Source organism: Thalassomonas sp. M1454, assembly GCF_007097525.1.
In the GTDB taxonomy this organism is placed as follows: domain Bacteria; phylum Pseudomonadota; class Gammaproteobacteria; order Enterobacterales; family Alteromonadaceae; genus Thalassotalea_A.
In genome coordinates this window covers 26,574-51,729 of the sequence record NZ_VKDD01000005.1, presented here as the reverse complement: position 1 = coordinate 51,729, position 25,156 = coordinate 26,574, and the positions used below count along the sequence as shown (strand labels likewise).

Annotated in this window: 26 protein-coding genes; 23 read left to right on the top strand and 3 right to left on the bottom strand. The window is 36.0% G+C overall.

Annotation, left to right across the window (positions count from 1 at the left end; all coding sequences use genetic code 11):
* Nucleotides 1-234: 234 nt before the first annotated feature.
* On the bottom strand, nucleotides 235-1,404 hold the full coding sequence (locus FNN08_RS12020) for a hypothetical protein (protein ID WP_143586103.1): 1,170 nt from the start codon (nucleotides 1,402-1,404) through the stop codon (nucleotides 235-237).
* 321 nt (nucleotides 1,405-1,725) lie between these two features.
* Between FNN08_RS12020 and FNN08_RS12015 the strand changes: the two genes are divergently transcribed.
* A complete protein-coding gene (locus FNN08_RS12015; protein WP_260679341.1) occupies nucleotides 1,726-2,238 on the top strand; it encodes a GNAT family N-acetyltransferase in 513 nt (170 codons plus the stop codon).
* Between the two features lie 44 nt (nucleotides 2,239-2,282).
* Complete coding sequence (locus tag FNN08_RS12010) at nucleotides 2,283-2,699, top strand: hypothetical protein (protein ID WP_143586101.1); 417 nt, start codon at nucleotides 2,283-2,285, stop codon at nucleotides 2,697-2,699.
* Here the strand turns inward: FNN08_RS12010 and FNN08_RS12005 are convergent.
* Nucleotides 2,683-3,432, bottom strand: coding sequence for a DUF1461 domain-containing protein (locus tag FNN08_RS12005; protein ID WP_143586099.1), 750 nt, complete (start codon nucleotides 3,430-3,432; stop codon nucleotides 2,683-2,685). The genes FNN08_RS12010 and FNN08_RS12005 overlap by 17 nt on opposite strands.
* A 213-nt stretch (nucleotides 3,433-3,645) precedes the next feature.
* Between FNN08_RS12005 and FNN08_RS12000 the strand changes: the two genes are divergently transcribed.
* The 18 genes from FNN08_RS12000 (at nucleotide 3,646) to FNN08_RS11915 (ending at nucleotide 20,308) form a co-directional block, all read left to right on the top strand.
* Complete coding sequence (locus FNN08_RS12000) at nucleotides 3,646-4,485, top strand: helix-turn-helix domain-containing protein (protein WP_185962651.1); 840 nt, start codon at nucleotides 3,646-3,648, stop codon at nucleotides 4,483-4,485.
* A gap of 46 nt (nucleotides 4,486-4,531) precedes the next feature.
* Complete coding sequence (locus FNN08_RS11995) at nucleotides 4,532-6,121, top strand: murein L,D-transpeptidase (RefSeq protein WP_143586095.1); 1,590 nt, start codon at nucleotides 4,532-4,534, stop codon at nucleotides 6,119-6,121.
* Nucleotides 6,122-6,221: 100 nt separating this feature from the next.
* Nucleotides 6,222-6,434, top strand: a complete 213-nt coding sequence (locus FNN08_RS11990) for a Flp family type IVb pilin (protein ID WP_260679340.1) — start codon at nucleotides 6,222-6,224, stop codon at nucleotides 6,432-6,434.
* Nucleotides 6,435-6,466: 32 nt separating this feature from the next.
* Nucleotides 6,467-6,658, top strand: a complete 192-nt coding sequence (locus FNN08_RS11985) for a Flp family type IVb pilin (RefSeq protein ID WP_143586093.1) — start codon at nucleotides 6,467-6,469, stop codon at nucleotides 6,656-6,658.
* Nucleotides 6,659-6,686: 28 nt separating this feature from the next.
* On the top strand, nucleotides 6,687-7,259 hold the full coding sequence (locus FNN08_RS11980; protein ID WP_143586091.1) for a prepilin peptidase: 573 nt from the start codon (nucleotides 6,687-6,689) through the stop codon (nucleotides 7,257-7,259).
* 10 nt (nucleotides 7,260-7,269) lie between these two features.
* Nucleotides 7,270-8,811 (top strand): AAA family ATPase, encoded by a 1,542-nt coding sequence (locus tag FNN08_RS11975; protein ID WP_260679339.1) that lies wholly within the window; start codon nucleotides 7,270-7,272, stop codon nucleotides 8,809-8,811.
* Between the two features lie 40 nt (nucleotides 8,812-8,851).
* Entirely contained in the window at nucleotides 8,852-9,670 is an 819-nt protein-coding gene (gene cpaB / locus FNN08_RS11970; protein ID WP_143586089.1) for a Flp pilus assembly protein CpaB, read from the top strand.
* Between the two features lie 17 nt (nucleotides 9,671-9,687).
* Nucleotides 9,688-11,175, top strand: coding sequence for a type II and III secretion system protein family protein (locus tag FNN08_RS11965; protein ID WP_143586087.1), 1,488 nt, complete (start codon nucleotides 9,688-9,690; stop codon nucleotides 11,173-11,175).
* 3 nt (nucleotides 11,176-11,178) lie between these two features.
* Nucleotides 11,179-11,454 carry a hypothetical protein gene (locus FNN08_RS11960; RefSeq protein WP_143586085.1) on the top strand — a complete coding sequence of 92 codons (276 nt, stop codon included), beginning with the start codon at nucleotides 11,179-11,181 and terminating at the stop codon, nucleotides 11,452-11,454.
* Nucleotides 11,455-11,469: 15 nt separating this feature from the next.
* Entirely contained in the window at nucleotides 11,470-12,813 is a 1,344-nt protein-coding gene (locus FNN08_RS11955; protein ID WP_260679338.1) for a TadE/TadG family type IV pilus assembly protein, read from the top strand.
* Between the two features lie 9 nt (nucleotides 12,814-12,822).
* The gene (locus FNN08_RS11950) at nucleotides 12,823-13,275 is read left to right on the top strand and encodes a TadE/TadG family type IV pilus assembly protein (RefSeq protein ID WP_143586081.1); all 453 of its coding nucleotides are present in this window, start codon (nucleotides 12,823-12,825) and stop codon (nucleotides 13,273-13,275) included.
* Nucleotides 13,272-13,763 carry a TadE/TadG family type IV pilus assembly protein gene (locus tag FNN08_RS11945; protein WP_143586079.1) on the top strand — a complete coding sequence of 164 codons (492 nt, stop codon included), beginning with the start codon at nucleotides 13,272-13,274 and terminating at the stop codon, nucleotides 13,761-13,763. Before FNN08_RS11950 ends, FNN08_RS11945 begins: the two co-directional genes overlap by 4 nt.
* A gap of 19 nt (nucleotides 13,764-13,782) precedes the next feature.
* Complete coding sequence (locus FNN08_RS11940; protein WP_143586077.1) at nucleotides 13,783-15,036, top strand: CpaE family protein; 1,254 nt, start codon at nucleotides 13,783-13,785, stop codon at nucleotides 15,034-15,036.
* Nucleotides 15,036-16,361 (top strand): CpaF family protein, encoded by a 1,326-nt coding sequence (locus tag FNN08_RS11935; protein WP_143586075.1) that lies wholly within the window; start codon nucleotides 15,036-15,038, stop codon nucleotides 16,359-16,361. The genes FNN08_RS11940 and FNN08_RS11935 overlap by 1 nt, the downstream gene beginning before the upstream one ends.
* Before the next feature lie 8 nt (nucleotides 16,362-16,369).
* Entirely contained in the window at nucleotides 16,370-17,335 is a 966-nt protein-coding gene (locus FNN08_RS11930; RefSeq protein ID WP_185962650.1) for a type II secretion system F family protein, read from the top strand.
* 2 nt (nucleotides 17,336-17,337) lie between these two features.
* Nucleotides 17,338-18,306 (top strand): type II secretion system F family protein, encoded by a 969-nt coding sequence (locus FNN08_RS11925; RefSeq protein ID WP_143586071.1) that lies wholly within the window; start codon nucleotides 17,338-17,340, stop codon nucleotides 18,304-18,306.
* Nucleotides 18,307-18,313: 7 nt separating this feature from the next.
* The gene (locus tag FNN08_RS11920; RefSeq protein WP_185962649.1) at nucleotides 18,314-19,390 is read left to right on the top strand and encodes a lipopolysaccharide assembly protein LapB; all 1,077 of its coding nucleotides are present in this window, start codon (nucleotides 18,314-18,316) and stop codon (nucleotides 19,388-19,390) included.
* Between the two features lie 21 nt (nucleotides 19,391-19,411).
* Nucleotides 19,412-20,308, top strand: a complete 897-nt coding sequence (locus tag FNN08_RS11915) for a D-hexose-6-phosphate mutarotase (protein WP_143586067.1) — start codon at nucleotides 19,412-19,414, stop codon at nucleotides 20,306-20,308.
* Nucleotides 20,309-20,370: 62 nt separating this feature from the next.
* Here the strand turns inward: FNN08_RS11915 and mutH are convergent, their stop codons facing one another.
* Nucleotides 20,371-21,039: a DNA mismatch repair endonuclease MutH gene (gene mutH, locus FNN08_RS11910; RefSeq protein ID WP_221931799.1), complete on the bottom strand. Its 669-nt coding sequence runs from the start codon at nucleotides 21,037-21,039 to the stop codon at nucleotides 20,371-20,373.
* A 141-nt stretch (nucleotides 21,040-21,180) separates the two neighbouring features.
* Here mutH and rppH point away from each other — a divergent pair, with 141 nt between their 5' ends.
* From rppH to FNN08_RS11895, 3 genes are all read left to right on the top strand, one after another.
* Nucleotides 21,181-21,747: an RNA pyrophosphohydrolase gene (rppH, locus tag FNN08_RS11905; RefSeq protein WP_143586063.1), complete on the top strand. Its 567-nt coding sequence runs from the start codon at nucleotides 21,181-21,183 to the stop codon at nucleotides 21,745-21,747.
* A 272-nt stretch (nucleotides 21,748-22,019) separates the two neighbouring features.
* Nucleotides 22,020-24,281, top strand: coding sequence for a phosphoenolpyruvate--protein phosphotransferase (gene ptsP, locus FNN08_RS11900; protein WP_143586061.1), 2,262 nt, complete (start codon nucleotides 22,020-22,022; stop codon nucleotides 24,279-24,281).
* 74 nt (nucleotides 24,282-24,355) lie between these two features.
* Nucleotides 24,356-25,147, top strand: coding sequence for a sulfite exporter TauE/SafE family protein (locus FNN08_RS11895; protein ID WP_143586059.1), 792 nt, complete (start codon nucleotides 24,356-24,358; stop codon nucleotides 25,145-25,147).
* The last annotated feature ends 9 nt before the right edge of the window (nucleotides 25,148-25,156 follow it).

Here is a 25,156-nt window from a genome sequence, read left to right as displayed (position 1 = left end):
ATGTTTGACTTTGGAAAGTAAGCTTAAACAAAAATTTTCAACACTTAGCGCTATTTTGTGGATGAGAATTTAACTAAGAGCAGTAGGGGAGTCAATGCACTATCAGCCTAAAGCACCGATTTATGCGATTAAGTTACAATTTGTAAAGATTTGTAGTGATAGCTGGAGGGAAGAGCTTGGATTAGTAATAAAAACTAACCCAAGCTAAATACTTTAAATGGATAAAATATAAGGCTATCCGAATATAGAGCGCATTAACGAAATCGCCTTTTCAACCGGCTTGCCATCTTTTACGCTGTTAATTAATGAGTTTCTCATTTCCAGCAAGTATTCAGGAATATCTTCTTGAGCAAGGGCTTTATCAACGATTTGTTCAGCTGATTCTTTGGTGCGTTTAACGCTACGAGCAACACCTACTTTTGTCTTTTTAGGTTTATCTCGCATGCGTACGTAATTAGAATTTTCAGCTAATGACTCATCGGCAAATAAGAATAAATCAATCATTAGTGCGCGGGCTTGCCAAATACGAAGCTGTTGTTCATCGCTCGGTTTTGGCTCTCTATGCCAAGGGCAAGTTTGAATCGCTGTAATTAGCTCATCCCAGTAACCATCGAAACTTTGATTATTAAACTTCGTAATACTTAAACCTTGGCAAATGACATCGAGTTTGGCATTGGTTAACGCCACAAAAATATCTGGACGGCGCATTGCTAATAAACGCGTTGCAGCCATCATAGAAGGCTTATCACCATCCGTATGTTCGGTAAATACATTGCAATATGCTGATACGAACGCATCGTAATTAGCTTTTGTCACATCGCCTTCTAGTGGGATATGTGCAAGAGCACTATCAAAGTATTCGCTATGATTAACTAATAGGTTATGAAATATCTTGGCGCCTTTAGTACTAGCAAACCACTCAACATCAAAGTTATAAATGCTAATATCGTGTTTGGCACTGTGCTTACCGGTAAATGCTAAACGATCTTCTTCGATCATCTCAGCTAAAGGTTTAGTTTTTATCTCATTGATGTAATCAAGCAGAGCTAAGCGTTCTTCTAAAGCTTGCAGAGTTGAGTTTTCTTCAATAAAGCTTAGGTAGATTGGCCAAGGAGTTATGCGAGTCATTTTTAACTGACAAACCGAAATCCCAGCTTCCAATGTTTCTTGCAGTTTTTTTAATGGACGAAACTGATTTTCTTCCAATAAATCCATGTTAATTCCATGCTTACATAATTTGTGTAACTCTTTACACCAACCTAAAAAGTCTTCTGGATGATTTTCAACTTTAACTGCCATTAAGTTTAGGGCCAGATCGGCAACGTATTTTAAAGCGGTTTGATAAATTTGGTTTTCAAGTGTGCCAATAGACATTTTTGCAGGGGAAGTAAGCAGTTTTCTCATAGATATAAATAACTCCAGAAAAGGGAAACGAAAAAGTTGAGCGGATGATACGCCGATTAAAAATCTATACAAGACCAATCATGTTGCATTTTTGTTAAAGAGTTTTACCTGCTTTTTTAATGAACTGTAATTGTATGTTTTTTAAGTTTTTATTATTTGTTTCAAATAAAGCTTTAAATACTACCTCGAAAGAGTATGGTTTATTTATGATGTAATAATTAAAAAACCTTAAAATGATGTGCCAAATATTTTATATTTTCCGTAGCGGATTAAATTTTTAAGTACAAAAATCAAGAGTCACTCATCAGGGAATTATAAATATTGAATCCATATATATTAACCACACCACGCCTTTTAATTCGGCAGGTAAGTATTGAAGATGCGGGCTTTATTTTGGAATTGCTCAATGAACCCGAATTTATTAAATACATAGGCGATAAAGAAATCCGAAATCTTAACGATGCCATTAATTATATAAAAACAGGCCCTCAGAAAATGTTAAAAGAGCATGGCTTTGCCTTACATGTTGTCGTTTTAAAAGAAAGTGAGCAAGCAATTGGGTTTTGTGGTTTTCTAAAAAGACCTGTTCTACCTTACCCTGATTTAGGTTTTGCATTTTTACAAAAATACTGCGGAAAAGGCTATGGTTTTGAAGCAGCACAAGCCGTTTTAAACTATGAAATAGAACATCATAACTTAGATAAAGTAATGGCTATGACTGCGATAGAGAACCCTGCTTCACAGGCACTATTAACTAAGCTTGGTTTTAAATTTGAACAACAAAAGTTTATTGCCGGTTATGACGGTGAAATATCAATAGCTTGCTATAGTTAATACAAGCACGCTAATGAGAATTAATTACAAAAGTGAGTAAATAAATGAATATCAATAACAAATCTAAAACTTATAAAAAAACTATTTCAACTCGCTTTATTTTACTCAGTCATTTAACCATTGCATTACTATGTTTTAAGGCGAATTCTTCTGAGATAAACACTCAACAGCAAGAGCAGTTTGTAACTGTTGAATTATCACAAGAAGATATTGAGTCTTTAAAACTAGGAAAGCAAATTAACGAAGCATTATTAGCAATTAAACACCCAAACGACCCAACATCTATCCATAAAATAACCAAGCTTGGCTGGGATCAAAGATACTACTTAATGATCAGGGGCTGGTTAGTTCTGCAACTTCAAGCTGATCAAAGTATATACACAGGAATGCAAGATCAGACACACCTTGCAGATAGGATCGAGTTTATTAAAAAAGCGATTCGTACTATTGATTTGGAGTGATGTTATTAATGTATTTATTGAGAAAATAGTTAACTAAATAAAATATAATTATGGCGATTAAAAATAAATTTAAGCCCATCACTGCAAATAAGTCTGGTGCTTTCATAAATGTACTCATTAAAGATTCTTGATAATAAAAGAACCACTGATGATTATCCGGAAAAACTAAGGTATGAAAGTAATAAAATATTTGTTTAAAACCCAAAAAAGCAAAACTTAAAACAATTACTAATGCGCTAGTAATTAACGCTTGTAGTTTTAATTTCTTATCAGGCATTGCTACTTTATTCTTTATATAAGCAAAAAGTAAAATGCTTAAAGGAATTAAATTTACTAGCCAAAGCCAAGTGAGCCGGTCGATTAAAATACTTACGTCTTCTAAGTGAATAACCTCACTTTTTGTAAAAAGCCTTTTTGTTCTCTCATCTATTGTATAGCTTATTTTATCTAGACCTTCACCATGGTTGTTAATCGCCACCACTACTTCCGAAAATAATGAATAATGCTGTTCGCTGCTTGTATGTACAAAATCCTGTTTATTGTATTGGTTTTGTGGGGCATAGGTTTGTATGTGATTTTTTATGTCTAAAGCTTGATACCAATTAGGGTAAGTAAAATCAATAGCAGAGTTTAATTTCCAACTGATCCCCGACGAAAATATAAATAATGAAGTGCAAAAGCATAACCAAATTAATGCGGGGAGAGTTTTTTGATTTTTTACGGAAGAAAGCATTTCAGAGTTTTATAAGATAAATTAATATCAACAAGTTACCACCTTTTTTCTTTCAAATCACCATTCAACCCCGTTCATTGTTACAAAATTTAATCCCTCATAATTTGACAGACTAAATATTGCTACCTAGATTTTATATAGCAATAGAGTTTTGCTGAGTGTATTAAGGGATTAAAAAGGGATTAAAAAATGGTTGTTGATAAAACAAACAGCTTGCTAGTAATAGCATTTGATAGGGTGTTAGAGCAACACTACAGGGAAGAACTGAGTTCATTTTGCGATACCCAGTTTATTCGTTCAATGCAAGACTTGGAATTTTCCAATATAGAGCCTGGCGCTGTAATTTATTTAATGGACTACACCAGTAGCGCTCATTTGCACAATATTGAATATATCCGCAATAAATATTCATCTAAGCTATTTTTCGTCATATCTTCTGCTGTTTCAATTCCTCTATTACATCAATCCATTCATTTAGGTGTAAATGACTTATTTATTTCTCCTTTAAATGAGCAAGATAAAAAATCCTTGCGATGTAACCTGATGAATAAAACACAAATAGCATGTAACTCTTTAAGTTCGGAGTTCAGCGATGATTTATGTTGTGAAACACTTGATAGGGATAACCCTATATCAGAGCTGCTAGATATTATCGAACGCGATTATATTAAAGGCCCATCTCTTCAAGATTTAGCTCATGATGTACACCTAAGTCCTAGCCGTATTTGTCATATGTTTAAAGACCTATGTGGCATAACTTACAGTCAATATCTCATTTGCCGAAAACTAGAAGAAGGGGAAAGGCTACTAATATCTGGTGATAATTCTGTCACGACGATTGCTTATCAAGTTGGATTTTCGAATCCATCCCATTTTTGCCGCAGTTTTAAAGAGCATTTAAACATCACCCCAACAGCTTATGTGCACGCCAATAATGAATTAAAACAAAGTCCAACATATATTCATTATCAAAGGGTCCGGTCTGATATGATGCAGCAATACTCTAATCAACCAAGTGCCTATGCTAGTAATAGGATAAGTCGTGTGTCCTAAGTTGATATTTGTATTTTATAAGGGCTTTATTCTTCCTTTTAGAAAAATGAAGTTCGCACTTGTATTAGGTATTTTTATATCCCAGCCTATAGCGGCTCAAGAAAGTACTGTCATTTCAAGTGTTCTAAGCGTACCTGTAGCTGAGAGTGGTAATTCCAAGGTTATTGACTCAAAGAATCTTAATCACAATAATATTGGTTCATCTAGTATCCCCACATATGATTACCTGATCTCAAACAGTAAAAAGCAATATTTATGGTTTGATGACTCTGGTTTAACAATGTCTGGTTTATCTCTGCATCGCTTACTGGCTGATCTTGGTTGGCATCAACAAATCAAAGTTACTTCAATTGAAGCTGAATCATTTAAAGCTCATGATGAGGTTTTAACTCTTGGTTTTTTAAAGTTATTAAACCTTAATGAAAGCAGCAGCCAAGAGAATTTAAGTGATGGCTTATTAGAAGCTATTGATAATGATTCTACAGATGAATTATTACTGTCATTAATTCCTAATTACGACCAAATTAGCCACTTACGTAAAGCTATTTCTCAGTACCGTTTTCTATCTAGTTACCAATGGCCTAAATTAGATCCTTCATTTAAACCAAAACTAGGTCAAAGCCATAAAAATGTTGCAGCAATAAGGAATATTCTAGTTAATTTAGGTGACTTACCTAAAAAGGCGCAAACTCAATACCGATTAGATGTGTATGACTCCGTTGTAGTTGCTGCGCTAAAAAAATTCCAAGAACGTCATGGTCTAACTGTTGATGGAAAGCTAGGGCCTCAAACATACCGAGCATTGTCGGTCACACCAAAGCAGCGTGTAGTGCAACTACAAACTAACCTTTGGCGGTGGTTTACTCTTCCAAAAGAAGCGCCAGAGAATTATTTATTAGTAAACATTCCCGGCTATCAGCTTGCTGTTGTTGAAGGTGGTGAGCAAGTAATGCAGATGAAGGTTATTGTTGGCGATAACGATAATCAAACACCGCAAATGATCACCGAGATTAATCGTGTCACTTTAAATCCGACATGGACACCAACACCTAACATTATTAAAAATGAATTAATTCCTGAGTTTGAACAAGATTACTTATCGCTAAAGCGTAAAAACTTTCAATTGGTTAAAGGTTATTGGAAAAATGCTCAAACGCGAGAAATTGACGACCCTAATTTAAACTTAGCAAAACTTCTAAAATCATACCGCTTGGTACAAGCTCCTGGTGACAATAATGCATTAGGCTATTATCGTTTTAATATACCTAACGATTACTCAGTGTATTTGCATGACACACCAATTAAATCATTATTTAACCGTAGTGAACGAGCATTAAGCCATGGTTGTATTCGACTCGAAGATGCAAAGCTTTTGGCTAATTACTTAATAAATAGTGAAACATCTGTTAAACCCGAAAAAGTGAATAAAGCTTTGCAGTCGGGAAAAACTACAAACCTACCATTAAACAACCCTCTACCTGTTTATATTACTTACCAAACGGCTTGGATAAATGAGCAAGGCGAATTAAGACTTTCACCTGACATTTACAACCTTGATCATAACAATTCATCTAATTCGCAATTTCATGCAACAGATAGCAATCCTGTGATAAGCATTTCTCAAAATAACTTCTAATCTTTTAATTCGTACCTTAAATAGACCTTGGTTTGTGTAAGGTTAACGAAAGTCTGGCAGGGAGCAGATAATTTGGCTCTCCTAGCTGAGTTAAAAAAATATGGAGTCATTTCAGATGAGAAAATTAAAAAATTTATTCACCGAATTTATTGAAGACGAGAGTGGTTTGACCGCTGTCGAATATGCTATCGCGGGTAGTTTAGTCGTTGGTGGTATGGTTGTTGCGTTTTCAGATTTAGGTCAGTCCGCAAAAACAAAAATAGGAGATCTATGTGAAGCCGCAGGGACCTCTGCATCTACTTGTACGCAATAGATTAAATTTCAATTATTAATTAAGGAATAGAAATGAAATTATTAAAAGATTTTATTAATGATGAGAGTGGATTAACCGCTGTTGAATATGCAATTGCAGGTAGTTTAGTTTCAGCTGCGTTGGTTTTAGCCTTTACCGAGCTAGGTGATGCGGCAACAGATAGCCTTGATTGTATGGATACTGCAATTAATGCTGCTCCTGGAGCTGGTGTAGATTGTACCTAATCTCACTTGAATTAAGGATATAGGGATCATGACTGAATTCGAATTTGGGCAAACTTTAATTTTAATCATTACATTTGCTATTTTTACTATTGCACTGATATACGATTTGAAATTTCAGCGTATCCCTAACTCTTTATGTTTTGTAACAATTCTAATCGGAGTCGTGTTACAAATTTATTTTTTAAAGTTCAGTGGGTTAATTACTGCTGTTTTAGGGTTTGTTGTTGCTTTTATCATCCTCTTTCCCGCTTTTTATATTAAAGCATTAGGAGGAGGTGATGTAAAACTGATGATGGCTATAGGTGTTTTGATAGGTCCAATGTTAATTGGTTGGTCAATAGTCTATGCAATTCTAGTAGGAGGATTTTTAAGTTTACTTTTAACTATATATAAAACTGGATTTAAAGGTATTAAGGCTACTCTTGTTCGGTACTACCATTGCTTTTATTTAAGAACATACTTTAAACCAGGTGCAGGTGAAGCTGCTTCTTTAAAAGTTCCTTATGCTCCCGCTTTAGCTTTAGGTTGGTTATTAGCTTGTAGTCAAAATAAAGATGTTCTAAGTGTTCTTTCTAATTTTAAATATGTGATATTTTCATGAAGGAGGTTTCATGAGTTTATTTGACTTCACTAAAAATAAATCAATAAAATCAGAAGATTCGATTATAGAGAAGGGCAATGACCTTCAAATTATAAATGAAATTACTGAACTTAATAATGATGATGACATAACTTTTGATGAAGATCGTGTTGATTTGGTAGGCGAGGCAATAGAAAAACATAAAATTGAAGGCTTTAACCTTTATTCAAAAGGAGAAGGCAATAGTAATGAGAGAATTAGTTACCAACCACAAGACTTATCAAACTCAGAAATTTCCAATAAATATTTTGAATTTAATCAAGTAGCACCTTGTCCGTTAGAGTTATCAGATACTGGGTTGTCAGAATATTTATTAGTTAATTTAATGCTTAAACATTTACAGTATTTTGGTGTATTAACCCTTCGTGATTTAGCTCAAAAAATGTGTTTAAGTGGCGGCGTAGTTCAAGGTTTAATTGATATAGCTAAAGTGAAGTCTTGGATAGAAAATTATTCAAACAATGCGAACGAACAAATGCGATTTTCGTTGAGTTCAATTGGTACATTAGAAGCCGAAAAAGAGTTATTAAGAAATGGTTATGTTGGTCCTGCCCCTGTACCTTTAAAGCAATATACTGAAATTTGTTTAAAGCAATCTAGTCGAGGTCATCATATTAATATTGATGAGCTTACAAATGCCTTTTGTGATTTAACTTTTTCTGATGATTTATTACAAAAAATAGGCCCATCTCTTAATTCCACAAAACCAATATTAATTTATGGTGCGCCAGGTACAGGTAAAAGTTATTTATGTCGTCATTTAAATTTAGTGTTTGGTGGCGATGTTCTTATTCCACATGCGATTGAAGTAAATAATGAAATTATTCAAGTGTTTGACCCAGAAATTCATCATTTATCAGAACAATTACAACAAGAAAACGTTTTAAAATTAGCAAGTAGCTACGATCAACGTTGGGTGTTAGCAAAACGTCCTGTAGTGGTTAGTGGTGGAGAACTTACTGCTGAAATGCTTGAGGTTAAATTTGACCCAACCTCGAAAACTTATCGCGCACCTTTGCAGTTAAAAGCAAATAACGGGATTTTATTATTAGATGATTTAGGTCGTCAAAAGATAACACCTAAAGAATTATTTAATCGCTGGATTATCCCGCTAGAAGAAAGAAGAGACTTTCTTTCTTTACAGTCCGGTCTTCATTTTGAAATTCCTTTCGAATTACTCTTGTTATTTTCTACCAATTTATCACCCACTGAGTTAGTGGATGAAGCATTTTTACGCCGTCTTGGCTATAAAATTCAATTTGAAGACTTAACCAAAGAGCTTTACCAAGAAATTTGGTTTAAAGAATGCATAGAGCAAAATTTGCGTTGTGAATTAGAAGTTTTTAACTATTTAATCGAACACTTACACGAAATGCATAAACGAAAATTTTTACCATGCTACCCAAGAGATTTGACTTGCATTGTAAATGACCAAATAAAATTTAATAAGTTAGATAATGAGATTACTAAAGAGTTATTAGACTTTGCCTGGCACAGTTATTTCGTTAAATAGGCAGTACGGATAAACATTGTTTAGCAAATAAGGAGATTTTGTGAATAAGAATATCGCGGTATTTATATTATTATCAGTTGGTTTTGGCTTAGGAGCTGTTTTTTTAGCTAAAAACTGGCTGGATGAAAATCAACCCAAAGATGCTGCCGCAGGTCATGCTAAAGTTGTTGTTGTTAACGCGGCACTTGCTACAGGAAGTATCATAGAAGCTAAACATTTAAGTGTTACTACATTACCTGAGGGAATGGTGCCAAAAGGTAGTATTTCTTCCATTGAAGAAGCAACGGGTATGGTAGTTAAAAACAGGCTTTATGCTGGTGATATCTTACATAGTGCTCGTGTAGCTAAAAAAGGTGAAGGTAGCTCTTTAGCTAGTCTTATTGGTAAAGACATGCGAGCCGTGTCAATTAGGGTAAATGATGTTGTTGGTGTTTCTGGCTTTATCTTACCCGGTAATAAAATTGATGTGCTAACAACTTATAAAAAAGAAAAAACTACTTATACTGAAGTAATCCTTTCAAATATTAAAATCCTTGCCGTAGATCAACGAGCGTCTAATGATGAAAATAAACCTCAAATAGTTAGAGCGGTAACTCTTGAGGTTAACTTAGAGCAAGCTGAAATACTAATGAGCGCACAAAGTAAAGGTAACTTACAACTAGCTCTTCGTAACCCTAACGACGAAACCGAAACTCAATTGAGCCAGCAATTTAATGAAGTTGAACCTGAGCCTTCTAATACAGAATCTGAAGAATCATCTGACCAAATAGCATCGACGTCAAACAATACAAAATCAACCCGTAATAAAGTTGAAATAATCCGTGGCATTGAAACTGAATCAGTTTCAATCTCAAATTAAATAATAAGGACTACCACATGAAAATGGCATTCAAAGTAGTACCCTTTTTAGTTTTATCATTGAGCATAACTATTATCTCTATAAATTTTAATAGTGCGTTAGCCGGTGGCCCAACTGTGAAGGAAGACAGTGCAGTAAAGGTTCCAATTTTTAAGTCACGAAATTTACAAATGAAACAAGATATTCATCGTGTTTCAATTGGTAACCCTGATATAGCTGACATTCTAGTTTTACGCTCTGATGAACTTTATGTTGTAGGTAAAGAGCTAGGTCATACTAATGTAATGATTTGGGATGAAAACGATAAAGTTATTGATGTATTTAATCTAGAAGTTTCCCATGATTTAAATGGCCTTAGAGAGCGTTTTTATCATTACTTGCCAAATGAAAAAATAGGCATTGAAAGTTCACAAGGACAGTTAGTTCTTAGTGGCCAATCGTCATCCTTAACTAAAATGAATTTAGCTGTTGAATTAGCTAGATCTTATGCTGAAGCTGCTAGTGTTGGTGGTCGTTCAAGTGAAGTCTTGAATATGCTTAGTGTTGGCGGTGGTCATCAAATTATGCTTGAAGTTACCGTTGCAGAAGTGCAAACCGAAGTTGCTCGCCGCTTAGACTCAAAAATGTTACTGCAATTTGATGGTAGTGATGGGTCTGGTGGTATAGTTTCAGGAGGTGATTTATTTAATGCAATAGGCGTAACTCCTGCTATTTCACAAGGGATCTTCGGTACCTATTTAAGTGGTGATATGTTACTTAGCTTTGCTTTTGATGTAGCAAAGCAACACGGTTTAGCGAAAATTTTAGCTGAGCCCAATATTACGGCTTTAAGTGGCCAAAAAGCCGAATTTTTATCTGGTGGTGAATACCCTATCCCGGTGCCTAATGAAGATGGTATAACCATTGAATACAGAGACTTTGGCGTGGGTGTAAGCTTTGTTCCTACTATTTTAGATTCAGGCAAAATTAATTTAAGCCTAAATGTTTTAGTAAGCGAATTAAGTTCAACTCATGCCATGGCTTTAACCCCGACAGATTCTAATAGTCGAATTATAGTTCCTTCTATAACTAAGCGTACCACAGCGACAACCGTCGAATTAGGAGACGGGCAAACCATAGCTATTGGTGGCTTGATTAGCGATACCCTCAGAGAAACAGTAGATAAAATTCCTGGCCTTGGTGATATTCCTATTTTAGGGCAACTATTTCGCAGTCAAGAGTTTGTTAAAGGTCAAACAGAGTTAGTAATAATGGTAACGCCTAGGTTGGTTAGACCATTTAATAAAAAAGATATCGAACTACCAACAGATAACTTTGTTCCTGTTTCAGATATGGAGTTTTATTTACTCGGGCGCATGACTCCTAGGGAAGATCCAGAAGAAGATGAGGCAAAGGAAAAGTCACCAAACGAAATTGAAGACCAAAATGATGAAATGCTCCCTGATGATGGTGGTACTCAGGAAAAGTATGGGCATGAACTAAGTTCTGAAGAGAGTGGAGTATAAATTATGAAAACCATTATGTTAGCTATTGCCTGCATGTTTTGCTCTGTTGGGTGCACTTCTACCGATGTTTATCCGATAACAGGTTCATATGCCAAAATAAACGAAATGCAAATCCTTGATCCTATGGCCCCTGAAAATAACGCCGGAATAGTCAACGATCTTGATGGTGTGTATGGAGAAAAAGTTGTTGATGGATATCAAAAATCCGCGGTGACTCCAAAGGATGGAAAAGTAAGTTCAGCAGCCAGTCAAGCGATGGATTCAGGTAGCAGTAAGTAAACATTGGAAAATATGATGAAAAATATCAGTAAGCAACAGCAAGGCAACATATTAGTGATGTTCACTATAGGCCTGTTTGTGCTTATTGCTATGTCAGCATTAGCATTAGATGGTGGGCATATGTTGCTCAATAAAAGCCGCCTACAAAACTATGTGGATGCTTCAGCATTAAATGCAGCAAAAGTGATTGATGATGGTGGCAACCACGCGCAAGCAAGAGCGGCTGCAATTGAACTATTTAACATTAACTTAGCTCATAGTGATGCGGCTGAAATTGCTAATAGTTTTGATATTTCAAATTTAGTTGTGAGCTTTTACCACTCCCCTGAAGATACCACTCCGGCAGCTGAAACTGATGAAACAGCTAAGTTTGTTAAGGTGGTTGTTTCAGATATTGATTTATCTAATTTTTTAGCGCAAATAATGAGCTTTAATAAAGTTGTTTCTGCTTCTGCTTTAGCAGGGGCAAGCACCGCGATACAGTATTGTTTTAACGATATCGTCCCTATGATGGTTTGTGGAACTCCACCACCTGATCCAAAACCTGATAATTATACATTTGGATATGACTATGGAAAACTTCAAATAATGAAAATGGACTCTAATCCAGACTCTCAAATAGGTCCCGGTAACTTTCAATTAATTAGGTTGGGCGATAGCCATGGTGCTAATGAGATCAGAGAGGCAATGGCCGGTGGTAATGATCCTTCTGCAAATATATGCTTTTCATCTGGTAGTGATGATCCTGATGTTGATACTACTTCTGAAGTTCCAACTGAGCCTGGTAATACCGTAGGACCCGTGGCGCAAGGATTAAATACTCGATTTGGTGAATACCACGGCCCTCTTAACAAAGATTCTCATTTATACCCGCGAGATCCTAATGCCTGTGAAGGAGATCGCATTGAATTAGATGATGAAGGCGTTGCATATATGCAGGATGGAGGGACTATATTTCCGTCTGTAGATGATGAATCAACACCTATCGATGAATCACTTGAATTTTATCAACGACTTTATACTCATGAAGAGTATGAAAGTGATAATGCACCTGCTACCCAGCAATGCTCGGTTGATAATGGTGATTGGGATAGTACAGATGCTATTGCAAAACGTCGCATTATTAGGGTTGTTGTTGGCAATTGTACTGAACAGGATAACGGTGCCAATAGCGTAGAATTCTTAGGTGTAGCATGCTTCTTCTTAACCCAGCAAACAACACAAAAAGGTAATGAATCTTACGTGGTAGGGGAGTTTATTTCAAATTGCACAGGTAATGGTTGGCCTTCGGGAAACACTACTGCTAATGGGCCTCATACTTTAGTACTTTATCACTCACAAAATAGTAGTGATTCTTAGGGAGGAGGGATGAGTATTCGTAATCAAAAAGGTTTAGCCGCAATTGAACTCACTTTAATATTACCGTTTTTATTATTAATTGTTTTTGCTACAGCAGAATTTGGCCGAATGCTATACCAATACAATGCTCTTAACCATTTAACTCGTGATGCTCTTAGATATGCTGTACATGATGTTGTTGATGGTGATACAGGGATTGTTACAAATGATACTATTAGCTTAATATCAGCAAGGTCTAGAAACTTATTGTTTTATGGTCAAAATTCAACTGATACTGAAGTCCTACCAGGTTTATCCTCTGCAACCGTAAGCATTGTTCCTCATAATTCTAACTTTGTAACTATTACTGTCAGCTATGATTGGCAGCCGATTTTCTTTGATTCTATGCCTAGCTTTGTTTCTACAGACAGTTTTGATCTAACTTTCCCATTAGTTGTTAATTATACGATGAGGGCGTTATGAATAAAAACTCTCAATCAAAACAAGATGGGTTATATACAGTAGAGTTTGCCATTGTAGGCAGCTTATTTTTCCTTTTATTTTTTGCTTGCATAGAAATAGGGCGCTTATTTTTTACATGGAATGTTTTAACTGAAGTATCTCGTCGAGGGGCAAGGTTGGCTACTGTATGTAATGCTCTTTCTGATACATCTGATGCATCATCTGTTAACGAATTATTAGGTGTTACTCAGTTAGCTACATTTTCTGGTATCCAAATAATTCCAAATTTAACCACTGATAATATTGAAATAACTTATCTTGAGCTTGATGGCAGTGAAGCTGGATCTTTATCTGATATTAGACTTGTTAGAGCTGAAATCGTTAATTATCAGCATGAATTATTAATTCCAGGGTTATACCTAACCCTCAATTCGCCAACATTTAAAACAACATTAGTGAGCGAGAGCTTAGGTGCAATACCCGGCGGCAATTACACTGTCTGTTCGTAATAGGAAAGAGGATTTATACATGGAAAACAAGCTGTATGACGTTAAACCATTTAACTCATTATCAAAAAAAGTATCGTCGGCCTCCAGTAATCAAGGATCGTTGGATATGTCTCTGTCTTTAATGATTAAAGCTCTTATTATTTGTGATGATGAACAAGTGAAATCTGCACTTGAAGAGTTACTTAAAGCGGTTAAAAATTTAGATATTCACTTTGAAAATAAAGTCTCATTCGTAACTGAAAACTATTCTTTAGCTATCATTGTTTTTACAGGAGAAGAGCAGCAAACAATACTTGATATTGAAAAAGTATCTAATTCTGGAGCAAGTATAATATTGATAGGTGATACTTTACCTCAAGGTTTGTTGAGGAAGGCGTTGCAACTTTCTATTAAAGATGTAGTTCCTTTAGAAACAGCGGAAGATGAGTTAATCCCTGCGATTCAGCAAATTGCAAACCAATTATCCCAACACGCAAATTTAGCTCCAGTGATTTCTGTTATTAATGGTAAAGGTGGATCAGGAGCTAGCTTTATTACAAATTCTTTAGGTCAGGTTATAAGTGACCGAAGTGAACATGAGATAGCTTTATTTGATGCTGATCTACAACATGGTAGTTTGGCTGATAGTATGAATCTAAAACCAAGTTATTATTTAGATGATGCTTTAGAAGAGGTTAAAGAACTCGATTCTACTGCCATTAAAAGTATGATGGTTCGAAGAAATAACTTAAGTCTATTGCCTGTAAAAGCATATTCACAATTAAATCGACTAGCTCATATTGATCAAAACAGAGTTAATCAATTATTAGGGAAGTTACGCTTAAGTTATCGACTAATGCTTGCCGATTTATCTAGAGGGGTGGATAGTTTATCTGTCCCAATTATAGAGTCCTCTGAACATGTTTTAATTATCATTCAACAAAATATTGTTAGCATTCGTGAAGCTAAAGAATTAGTTGAGCAGTTAAAAAATACTATGGGTATAGATGGAGAGAAATTACATATCATTGTAAACCGTTTTTCTGATAAATATTCAACAATTTCTGTTGATGATATAAGAAAAACAATTGGCATCAATTCCGTATTTAAAATATCTAATGATTATCAACTAGCTAGCTCTTGTACTGAGCTAGGAAAACCTTTAAATGAATTATCAAATTCTAAGCACCTCACTGAAGAATTACTTGAGATTATTAAAAATATAATGCCGTTAGATATAAAGCATGATTCCAAACCTCAAGGTTTTTGGGCCAAAATTACAGGTAAAAAATAATGGAATTGATGAAAAAGCAAGATGCACAAGAATATGACTTTTTAAATCCTCAAGATTTAGAAATAAAGCAGCAAATATTTTCTAAACTTTTGAAAATGCTTGATCTTTCTGTATTAGAAACTATGGAGGATATACCTGCTAGAGAACAAATAAGTGATATTTGTAACCAACTATTAAATGAAGTCACTAGACCATTAAATTTATTAGCTCGACAAAAGATAATTAAACTTATTTTAGATGAAATTTTAGGGTTAGGGCCGCTTGAGACCTTATTCTCAGATACCACAATATCCGATATTTTAGTAAACAGTTACGACAATATCTTTGTTGAGCGCTACGGTAAGTTAGAAAAAGTACCTGTACAGTTTTATGATGATAAACATCTATTGAATATAATTGATCGTATTGTTTCTAGTGTTGGTCGACGTATTGATGAATCTTCTCCGATGGTTGATGCGAGGTTAAAAGATGGTTCTAGGGTAAATGCCATTATACCGCCACTTGCATTAGATGGTCCTACATTATCTATTCGTCGTTTTACCGTTGAAAAGCTCAAAGCGGATCAACTGATAGAATTTGGCTCAATGAGCCCTGAAATTGGTCAGATTATAGAAGCTGCAGTATTAGGTAAGCTCAATGTTTTAATCTCGGGTGGTACGGGTAGCGGTAAAACAACCTTGCTTAATATATTATCAGGGTATATTCCTGATGTTGAACGTATTATTACCATTGAAGATTCTGCTGAACTGCAACTACAACAACCGCACACGGTAAGGCTAGAGACTCGTATAGCCAATATTGAAGGCAAAGGTGAAGTTACACAGCGTGACTTAGTAAGAAACACATTACGGATGAGACCGGATCGTATTGTTATTGGTGAGGTCAGGGGGGCTGAAGCTGTTGATATGTTAACGGCAATGAACACCGGTCACGAAGGCTCTCTTACCACATTACATGCTAATACTCCCCGAGATGCTTTAGGCCGTTTAGAGAACATGGTTTGCATGGCTGGTTTTGATATGCCGGTTAAAAATATTCGAGCACAAATTGCCTCTGCAATTGATTTAGTTATTCAGTTACAAAGACACGAAGATGGACGCAGACGTATCGTTAGTGTGCAAGAAATTAATGGTATGGAAGGTGAAGTCATAACCATGTCTGAAATATTTACTTTTGTCAGAAAAGGTAAAGATGAAGAGGGGAATATATTAGGAGATTATAAAGCAACAGGTGTGGTTCCTAACTTTAATGGCGATTTAAAAGCTAAAGGCATTAACTTACCCAATAGCATCTTTGGAATTGACTCTGATATGACGAATTTTTAGGGGGAATTATGAGTAATGAAGTGATTTTCTTATTACTAGTGTTTGGGGCTGTTTTGTTTATGACACAAACATTGTTTGTTTCAGTTTATAACCCTCAACGAACTAAAACTAAGCAGCTTAAACAACATCTTGAAGAGTTAGCTCAAACGGACCCTAATCAAGTTGATTTAGTATTGAATCAAAGGCTTTCGCAGTTTAGTCCGTTTATTATATCGATTGAAAAAATACCTGCGATTGAAAATTTAACTTATAAATTAGAAATGTCTGGTTCTAAGCTATTTGGCCATCAATATATTTTATTAAATTTACTAGTTGCAATAATTATTGCTCCATTAATATGGGCACTTACCCGTGATCCTATCTTTGTTTTAATCGCTATTTTATTTGTTTTTATTGGTTTTTCTATGAAGTTAAGAAAAGGCATAGCTTCAAGATTAGAAAAAATTGAAACGCAATTTCCTGAAGCTCTAGATGTACTCAAAAGAGGCTTACAAGCAGGGTATGCTTTTTCTGAAGCACTAAAGTTAGTATGCGAAGAAACACAAGGCGAGTTAGCCGATGAATTTAATTTACTTTTTAAGCAAATTAATTTTGGTAACGATATTAAAACCGCGCTATTAACTTTTGTTCATAGGGTACCAACGACATCATCAATGGCTTTTGCAAGTGCGGTAAGTATCCAAAAAGAAACCGGTGGTAATTTGGCTGAAAAGATAGAAACCTTATCTAGGGTTATTCGTCAGCGTTTTAAATTTAAACGTAGAGTAAAAACATTATCTGCAGAGGGGCGTTTGTCTGCCTGGGTGTTGGTTTTAACTCCATTTGCACTTTTTGCCGTTTTATACATGAGCTCTCCTGAATATGTAGGAACACTGTTTGCTACCCCTGAAGGAATTAACCTAATGAAATGGGGTGGGTTAGGTATGATTATTGGAACAGTTTGGATTAATAAACTTATTAGAATTGAGTACTAATTATGGATTATTTATTAGGTCTAGTTAATAGTGTTATTGATAGTCCTGAGGGGGCTAAATGGGCAATTTATTTTATTGCTGGAGCTGCTGGAATTACTTTAGCGATAGCAATGAGCTTAGTTTTTTCGGGGACATATTCTCCTATTCGAATGAAATTACAAAAAATGCAAGGTGAAAGCAATAAGGCTGAGCAGGTTAGTGATAATATATCCCAAGCTTTAGAACATTCGCTAGATAAAATGCCTTTCTTACAGCAAAGCTTTGCAGGGGATGATAAAACCAAGCGCTTGTTAATTCATTCCGGTTTTCATTCTGAAAACGCTTTAAAAATATATAATGCGATTAAACTCTTTTTATTATTAATTGGCGGTAGTATTGCCATTATGGCTTTACAAGCTTTTCCTGATTTGTCGTCTTTCGTTACTATTTATTTAGTTGCCATTATTCTTGGTGGAAGTTATTTACTACCTGGATTCATCTTAACTTATATCGCAAAACGTAGAATGTTAAATTTACGCAAGTTTTTTCCTGATGCACTAGACTTGTTAGTGGTGTGTTGTGAATCTGGCCTAGGCTTATTGGACTCATTCCAGAGAGTAAGTAAAGAGATGGAGTATGCACAACCTGCGTTATCCCACGAGTTAGCTTTGGTTTGTAGCAAGGTTAGAGTGGGTTTTTCAATGCAAGATGCCTTGCATGAATTTTCAGAGCGTACAGGTTTAGAAGACATTCGAGGATTAAACTCTGTTATTGTGCAAAGCTTAAGGTTAGGTACTGGTATTGCAAGTACACTTCGAATTTATTCTGAAGAGTACAGAGATAAACGTTTACAGGAGGCTGAAGAAAAAGCCGCTAAAGTAGGCGTTAAAATGGTCTTTCCAATGATGTGTTGTATTTGGCCTTCATTTTTTATAGTTGCTGTAGGCCCCGCAGTGTTAAAGGTTATGGCCGTTTGGGATACAACATTCTAGGATAATGATGAAATATATAAAAATAATAACGGTTCTACTTTTTTCGATAAGCTTGCTATCAGCATGTTCTTCAACTGATGATGAACAAGCTAATATGGAAAACTATGCTCGAGATGATTTATTTGGCGAAAAAGGTCAGTCGCGAGGCATAACTAATAAAACTATGGATGAAGCACTTGCTAGTGCGCTTGAAGCAGAGCAGCGAGGTGATTTAGATAAGGCACTTTATTACTATATTCAATGCTTAGAGTTTGAACCTGACAACTCTAAGGTACTTTATAGAATCGCTCGAATTCATGACAAACAAGGAAATCACTCTATTGCTGAGCGAGCATACAAAGAAGCCTTAGCTAAAGAACCTGATATTTTACTTGCGTATCAATACCTAGGCATTATTCAGATGCAGAAAAAGCAATATAAACAAGCCCAAGGTTACCTACAAAAAGCCATTCATTTAGATCAAAAACGTTTAACTGACCTAGGTGGCAAAAAGGAAGGAGGGTATTACGCTTTAGATAAAGCTTCTCCTACAAATTCATACAGTGTATCTGGCATTATTGAAGATATGCACCATAACTTTGAACTAGCCAGAATTTATTATAATTTAGCACTTCATCAAGACGAAAATTCAGCTAATTTACTTTCTAATCTTGGTTATTCTTATTACCTAACTGGAGATTTAACCCTTGCAGAGCGCTATTATCGCCGTGCAATTAATGTAGATACAAAATTTAAACGAGCTTGGACTAACTTAGGTTTAGTATATGCAAGAAAAGGGCAATACAACCGGGCGATAAAAACCTTTAAGCAGGTAATGCCTGAATTTGATGCTTACAATGATTTAGGGTATTTTGTAATGCTTGAAGGACGTTTAGATGAAGCTGAATTTTTCTTTCAAAAAGCTATCGATATGTCACCTAGCTATTTTAAAAAAGCATATGCTAATCTAGAGCAAGTGCAAATGCGTAAACGAGAGTTATGGTTAGCAGAGCAAGAAGCGCATGGCATGGAATCTGATGAAGGAACTAAACCAACTGAGCCGGTTAAGGCTAGTTCTGAAGCGCAACAAATAAGAAGCAAATAATATATTGGGTAAACAAATAACGTGAATTTTAAAGTAGTAAATGCAGAAAATAGCCAAACCATTGTTGAGAATGAATATGGGAGTGTTACCCAGCAGTTAATCAATGCTAAGTGTACTGAGGTAAGTATTTCTCACCAAACATGTCAAGCGAGTTTATCCTTGTTTGGTGGTCATGTGCTCAGCTGGAAGCCCATAGGGCACGATGAAGTTTTTTGGTTAAGTAAAAGTGCAGTCTTTGATGCTAAAACAGCAATTAGAGGGGGGATCCCTTTATGTTGGCCATGGTTTGGGCCTTATGGCGAAGCAGGTAACCATGGTTTTGCTCGTACTAGCGTATGGGAGTTATCTAAAGTTGATGTTGCCCAGCACTCAGTTACGGTTGAGTTGACTTTATCTGGAGCTAATTTTTCTCAGTTTTGGCCAAATAAATTTGTGGTAAAGCAAATCATTACTTTTTCAAATACGTTTTCACAACAGCTTATAATAGAAAATGTCAGTGATGAAGATTTTCAGTTTACTGATGCTTTACATACTTATTTTTCGGTAAGCTCACCAGAAAACGTTGCTATTCCTGAACTAAGCAATAGTTCTTATCATGATAAAATTAAACAATTATCGAATTGCCAACCAAAGGATGTATTTGATTGTATCGGACCTATTGATAAAATTTATCACTCTGATTCATCGATGACTATGTTTGATAAAGGTTGGAAACGAGCGATTGAGATCAATAAATCAAATTCCTCGCAATGGGTTTTATGGAACCCAGGTAAAGAAATTGCGGCAGGCATGGCAGATATCCATCAAAATGGCGAAGATGAGTTTGTTTGCTTGGAAGCTGCGAATACAAATTGGATAACTGTGAAAGCTGGAGAGACAGCAGAAGTATCGCAAGAAATTCAGGTTTATAAACTCTAACGTTAAGTATCGTTTTGTGATTAAGTGAGCTAAAAACTCTAGCTCACTTTTGCCTTTCGATTTTAATTTATTCTTAAATGCCTATTTAATAGCATTTGGGTAAAAGGGATCTTTAAATAAAACCCTCTAGGTAGGGTTTGAAATGGTCTGCCTTGAGAGTCGAATGCTTGGGTTTTTACACTTGAGTTTGCCGCTTTCGGCCTTAGTTGCAGCACTTGCCCATATTTAGCATTTATTTGTTCTACTTTTCCTAGTGCTATCATATCTGTCAGCTCTTGCCAGTCTTGGCGCATTAGTTCTTCTTCTTCTTGGTTTGGCTCCCATAAAAAAGGTGTGCAAACCATGCGCTCGGCAATTGGGATAGAGCGCTCTGAAATAACAGGTACCCACAGCACTTTTGCCATTTTGTTTTTTAAATGGCATTTTTCCCATGTCATACCTGTGATGCCTGTAAGAGGGGCGACACAGACAAAAGTAGTTTCAAGAGGTTTACCTTCTCTTGAAATTGGCAAGGTTTTTAATTCTATTCCCAATTCAGGAAAGTCAGGTAAGGGCATTGAACCTGCGCTAGCACCTAAGGTTTTCTCTAGTAATAAGCCTATCCAGCCTTTTTCTCTAGATAAGTTTTCAGGAACAACAACCCCTGCTTTTTCGGCAAGTTCTCCTAATGAGCGGCCCGCAAGGCTTTGTGCGTGTTCTAAGAGCTTTGATTCGGTTGCAGGGATATTAATACTCAAGGTTTTTATTCAATTATTACAAGTAGATTTTATTATTATGCTTAAAAATAAAAATAATTTCCTTGTTTATTTGCTCAATGCACAACTTTGTGGAACAATCATTTTATATAGTTATAAAATTGAACGGGAGTTCATGTGATTGATGCCGAAGGCTATAGAGCTAATGTCGGCATAGTGATTACAGATGGTAAAGGTCGAGTTTTTTGGGCTAGAAGGTTTGGTCAGCATTCATGGCAATACCCACAAGGTGGCGTTGATGAGGGTGAATCAATCGAACAAACGATGTACCGTGAATTACACGAAGAAGTTGGTTTAAAGCCTAATCAAGTTGAAATTATTGCTACGACAAAACATTGGTTAAGGTATCGTTTACCAAAACGTTTGATACGACACGAAAGTAAACCTGTGTGTATTGGACAAAAACAAAAGTGGTTTTTATTAAAACTCACCTGTGCTGATGAAGAAGTCGATTTATTACATTCTAGTCATCCTGAATTTGATGATTGGCGTTGGGTAAGTTATTGGTACCCGGTAAGACAGGTGGTATCTTTTAAGAAAGATGTTTATCGAAGAGTTATGAAGGAATTTGCTCCTATTGCATTACCTCCATTCTCCAATGATAACAACCAATCTAATCGGAAAGAACAAAAAAAGCCCAGACACAGTCATCGTAGAAATTTTAGAAGAAATAGAAATTCGTAATCATTATGTTCAAAATACCGTTTCATCTTAGATGCAGCGGTATTTTTTTGTCTGTTGCATTCCCTTTTAATTAATCAAATTATGTTAGAGTCCTTCTAAGAGAGGAGTACTGTAATATTTAAAGTATTTGGGCAAATGCTTGCTTGTTAGCTATTTGTTAATGAGATAGATTTTTTTTCACTTTTTTAGTATGGTAACTGTCTATTTTAAATTGATTTTTTAATTAATTACGCGTTTGCACATTGTCATAGTTTTATTAGCACAGGGAATTTATGCTAACCACTTTACGTCGCATTGTATTAGCCTTTAGCCAAGAGCCAGATCTAGAACAGGGCTTATTACGCTTAGTTTCGCAAGTCAAAGAAGCTATGGCGACAGAGTGTTGCTCTGTATATCTTGCCGATTATGAACAAGAGCATTTTTTATTAACTGCCTCTGATGGCTTATCAAAAACATCATTAGGACAAGTCGCGATTGGTTTCTCTGAAGGTTTAGTTGGCCTAGTTGGGCAACGAGAAGAGCCAATAAATATTGCAAACGCGCAAAGTCACCCTCGTTTTAAACATTCTCCTGAAGTGCAAGAAGATGATTTTAATGCCTTTTTAGGAACTCCAATAATCCATCAGCGAAAAGTTGTTGGTATTATTTCTGTTCAGCAAAAACAAGCTAGGCAATTCGATGATACCGAGGAAGCCTTCCTCGTTACACTTGCAGCTCAGTTAGCTACGGCGATAAGCCATGCTGAAGCAAAGGGCATTAGTAACCCTAATATTAGTCAGAATAAATGGCAAAAATTGCAAGGTATCCCAGGCTCTTCAGGCCTAGCTATTGGTCGTTTTTATGTTAGCTACCCTAGATCTCAGCTTAGTAGTATTAATTTAACTAAGCACGATCAACCAGCGCAACAAATAAAGCGCTTTCAGCAATCAGTATTGCTGACTATTCGTGATTTTGGGCAAATGAGTCATCGCATGCGCGGTACTATTCCTGATGATACCTTAGACATTTTCGATATGTATAAACATATGCTAGAAAGTGCCAGTTTAGGTGAAGAAATTACTGAAAAAATTAATGAAGGTTGGTGTGCTGAGAGTGCATTAAAGCTCGTTATAGATCAATATATTGTGCAGTTTCAGTCGGTTGACGATCCTTACATTCGAGAGCGTGCCACTGATATTAAAGACTTAGGCAATAGAGTCTTATTCCATTTACAAGAAACAGATCATTCTAAGCCGGAAGTACCTGATGACATGGTGCTTGTGGCGCAAGAGGTAACAGCGGCTTTATTGGCTGAGTATCAGCATAAAGGACTAAAAGCGATAGTATCCTTATCTGGCTCAACCAACTCTCATGCCGTTATTTTAGCTCGGGCATTAGGTATTCCCGCAATTATGGGCGTTGGTAATATTCCATTAAATAACTTGTCTAATAAACAAGTGATAATTGATGGTTACTCTGGTGAAATATTTCTTTCGCCGGAAGCAAGTTTATTAAAAGAATACCAACATTTAGTAAAAGAAGAGGAAGAGCTTCAAGATGTTGTACGTGAAGTTACTGATCTTCCAACCATCACCAAAGATGGTAAATCGATAGAGTTATTACTTAACGCTGGCTTGAGCGGTGGTATTGATCATTCAATGAAGAATGGTGCAGTTGGTATAGGCTTATATCGCACCGAAATTCCATTTATGGAGAGACCTTGTTTCCCATCAGAAGTTGAACAAGTATCTTGGTACAAAACTGTTCTACAGTCTTTTCCTAGACAAGCTGTTGTTATGCGCACCCTTGATGTCGGTGGGGATAAGGCTTTACCATACTTTCCTATTAGCGAAGATAACCCTTTTTTAGGTTGGCGTGGCATTCGCATTACTTTAGATCACCCTGAGATATTTTTAGTTCAAGTAAGGGCTATGCTCAAAGCGAATATCGGGATTGGTAATTTAGAAATTATGCTACCAATGATCTCGTCAATAACCGAAGTCGATGATGCAATAAGATTAATTAATCAAGCGTATTTTGAAGTTAGTAGCGAAACTGAAGAACAGGTGCTTAAGCCTAAAATAGGTATTATGTTGGAAGTTCCTTCGGTTATTTTTCAATTATCTGAACTCGCTAAAAAAGTAGACTTTTTCTCTGTTGGAAGTAATGACTTAACTCAATACCTTCTTGCAGTTGATCGCAACAACTCAAGAGTTGCAGGTATTTATGACTCATATCACCCAGCAGTACTACGAGCTCTAAACCATATTGCCGAACATGCTCAAAAAGAACTTATAGAATTGAGTCTTTGTGGTGAATTAGCAGGAGATCCTGGCGGCGCACTGTTATTATTAGCCATGGGCTATGATAAACTAAGTATGAACTCACATAATATTCCTCGGATTAAGTGGGTTTTGCGTCATATTGATTATGAACAGGCAAAATTGATACTAAGCCATTGTCTAATGTTAAGCACGACTAAACAGGTGCATAATTACATTAACGACCAGTTGGAGTTGCTAGGTCTTGGTGGTTTTGTTCGAGCGGGTAAGTAAGGCTCTATAGTCTATATTTTATTTTTTAAAGGTGCTGGTATTTAGCACCATCTTCAATAAGAGCTTAGTTCTCTATGTTTTTAACGGTTTTTTTAATTTGTATGTTACTTGGTACCTTGGTGGGGTTTCTTGCCGGGTTACTTGGTATTGGTGGTGGTTTAGTTATAGTTCCATCGCTAGTAATTCTATTACCTATGCTTGGCTTTGAACCTGAAATTGTTATGCCTATTGCCTTAGCTAGTTCACTAGCGTCTATCGTTGTAACCTCATCAAGCGCTGCCTTTAATCATCACAAAAGTGGTAACATCCCTTGGCACATGGCCAGAAAAATGATGGCTTTTGTTGCGGTAGGTGCTGTTGCTGGTGCTAACCTTGCAGACTTACTGCCAACAAGTGCTTTAACGGCTATATTTTCAATATGTGTTATTTTACTTGCCTCTTATATGCTGTTTTCGATAAGACAAACAGTTCATCGTGATCTTCCTAGTGACAATACCCTTAAAGGAGTTGCTGCAGGTACTGGTGTAATTGCTAGTTTAATGGGGATTAGTGGTGGAGCGGTTCTTATTCCTTTTTTAACCTATTGTGGCGTAAATTTACTTCACGCCATTGGCGTTTCAACTGCTTGTGGTATGATAGTCTCGCTTTTTGGTACTCTGGCATTTATCATCGCTGGAATAGGTGAGCCGAACTTACCTGAATGGAGTTTGGGTTATGTCTATTTACCCGCTGTATTAGGTATTGCTTCAACTTCTACCATTTTGGCATCATATGGTGTGCGATTAGCAAATCGTTTACCGGTTAAAACAATAAAAAAATTCTTTGCTGCATTCTTAATCATAGTAGCAATAGAAATGATGATTTAATTTTGGATC

Bases quoted from the DNA above. Each gene is read 5' to 3' on its own strand.
- FNN08_RS12010 (WP_143586101.1), top strand. From the start codon at position 2,283: ATGAATATCAATAACAAATCTAAAACTTATAAAAAAACTATTTCAACT.
- FNN08_RS11950 (WP_143586081.1), top strand. From the start codon at position 12,823: ATGAGTATTCGTAATCAAAAAGGTTTAGCCGCAATTGAACTCACTTTA.
- FNN08_RS11935 (WP_143586075.1), top strand. From the start codon at position 15,036: ATGGAATTGATGAAAAAGCAAGATGCACAAGAATATGACTTTTTAAAT.
- FNN08_RS11980 (WP_143586091.1), top strand. From the start codon at position 6,687: ATGACTGAATTCGAATTTGGGCAAACTTTAATTTTAATCATTACATTT.
- FNN08_RS11955 (WP_260679338.1), top strand. From the start codon at position 11,470: ATGAAAAATATCAGTAAGCAACAGCAAGGCAACATATTAGTGATGTTC.
- FNN08_RS11990 (WP_260679340.1), top strand. From the start codon at position 6,222: ATGGAGTCATTTCAGATGAGAAAATTAAAAAATTTATTCACCGAATTT.
- FNN08_RS11940 (WP_143586077.1), top strand. From the start codon at position 13,783: ATGGAAAACAAGCTGTATGACGTTAAACCATTTAACTCATTATCAAAA.
- FNN08_RS11945 (WP_143586079.1), top strand. From the start codon at position 13,272: ATGAATAAAAACTCTCAATCAAAACAAGATGGGTTATATACAGTAGAG.
- FNN08_RS11965 (WP_143586087.1), top strand. From the start codon at position 9,688: ATGAAAATGGCATTCAAAGTAGTACCCTTTTTAGTTTTATCATTGAGC.
- FNN08_RS11960 (WP_143586085.1), top strand. From the start codon at position 11,179: ATGAAAACCATTATGTTAGCTATTGCCTGCATGTTTTGCTCTGTTGGG.
- FNN08_RS11925 (WP_143586071.1), top strand. From the start codon at position 17,338: ATGGATTATTTATTAGGTCTAGTTAATAGTGTTATTGATAGTCCTGAG.
- FNN08_RS11975 (WP_260679339.1), top strand. From the start codon at position 7,270: ATGAGTTTATTTGACTTCACTAAAAATAAATCAATAAAATCAGAAGAT.
- FNN08_RS11920 (WP_185962649.1), top strand. From the start codon at position 18,314: ATGAAATATATAAAAATAATAACGGTTCTACTTTTTTCGATAAGCTTG.
- ptsP (WP_143586061.1), top strand. From the start codon at position 22,020: ATGCTAACCACTTTACGTCGCATTGTATTAGCCTTTAGCCAAGAGCCA.
- FNN08_RS12020 (WP_143586103.1), bottom strand. From the start codon at position 1,404: ATGAGAAAACTGCTTACTTCCCCTGCAAAAATGTCTATTGGCACACTT.
- FNN08_RS11985 (WP_143586093.1), top strand. From the start codon at position 6,467: ATGAAATTATTAAAAGATTTTATTAATGATGAGAGTGGATTAACCGCT.
- FNN08_RS11995 (WP_143586095.1), top strand. From the start codon at position 4,532: ATGAAGTTCGCACTTGTATTAGGTATTTTTATATCCCAGCCTATAGCG.
- FNN08_RS11895 (WP_143586059.1), top strand. From the start codon at position 24,356: ATGTTTTTAACGGTTTTTTTAATTTGTATGTTACTTGGTACCTTGGTG.
- FNN08_RS11930 (WP_185962650.1), top strand. From the start codon at position 16,370: ATGAGTAATGAAGTGATTTTCTTATTACTAGTGTTTGGGGCTGTTTTG.
- FNN08_RS12005 (WP_143586099.1), bottom strand. From the start codon at position 3,432: ATGCTTTCTTCCGTAAAAAATCAAAAAACTCTCCCCGCATTAATTTGG.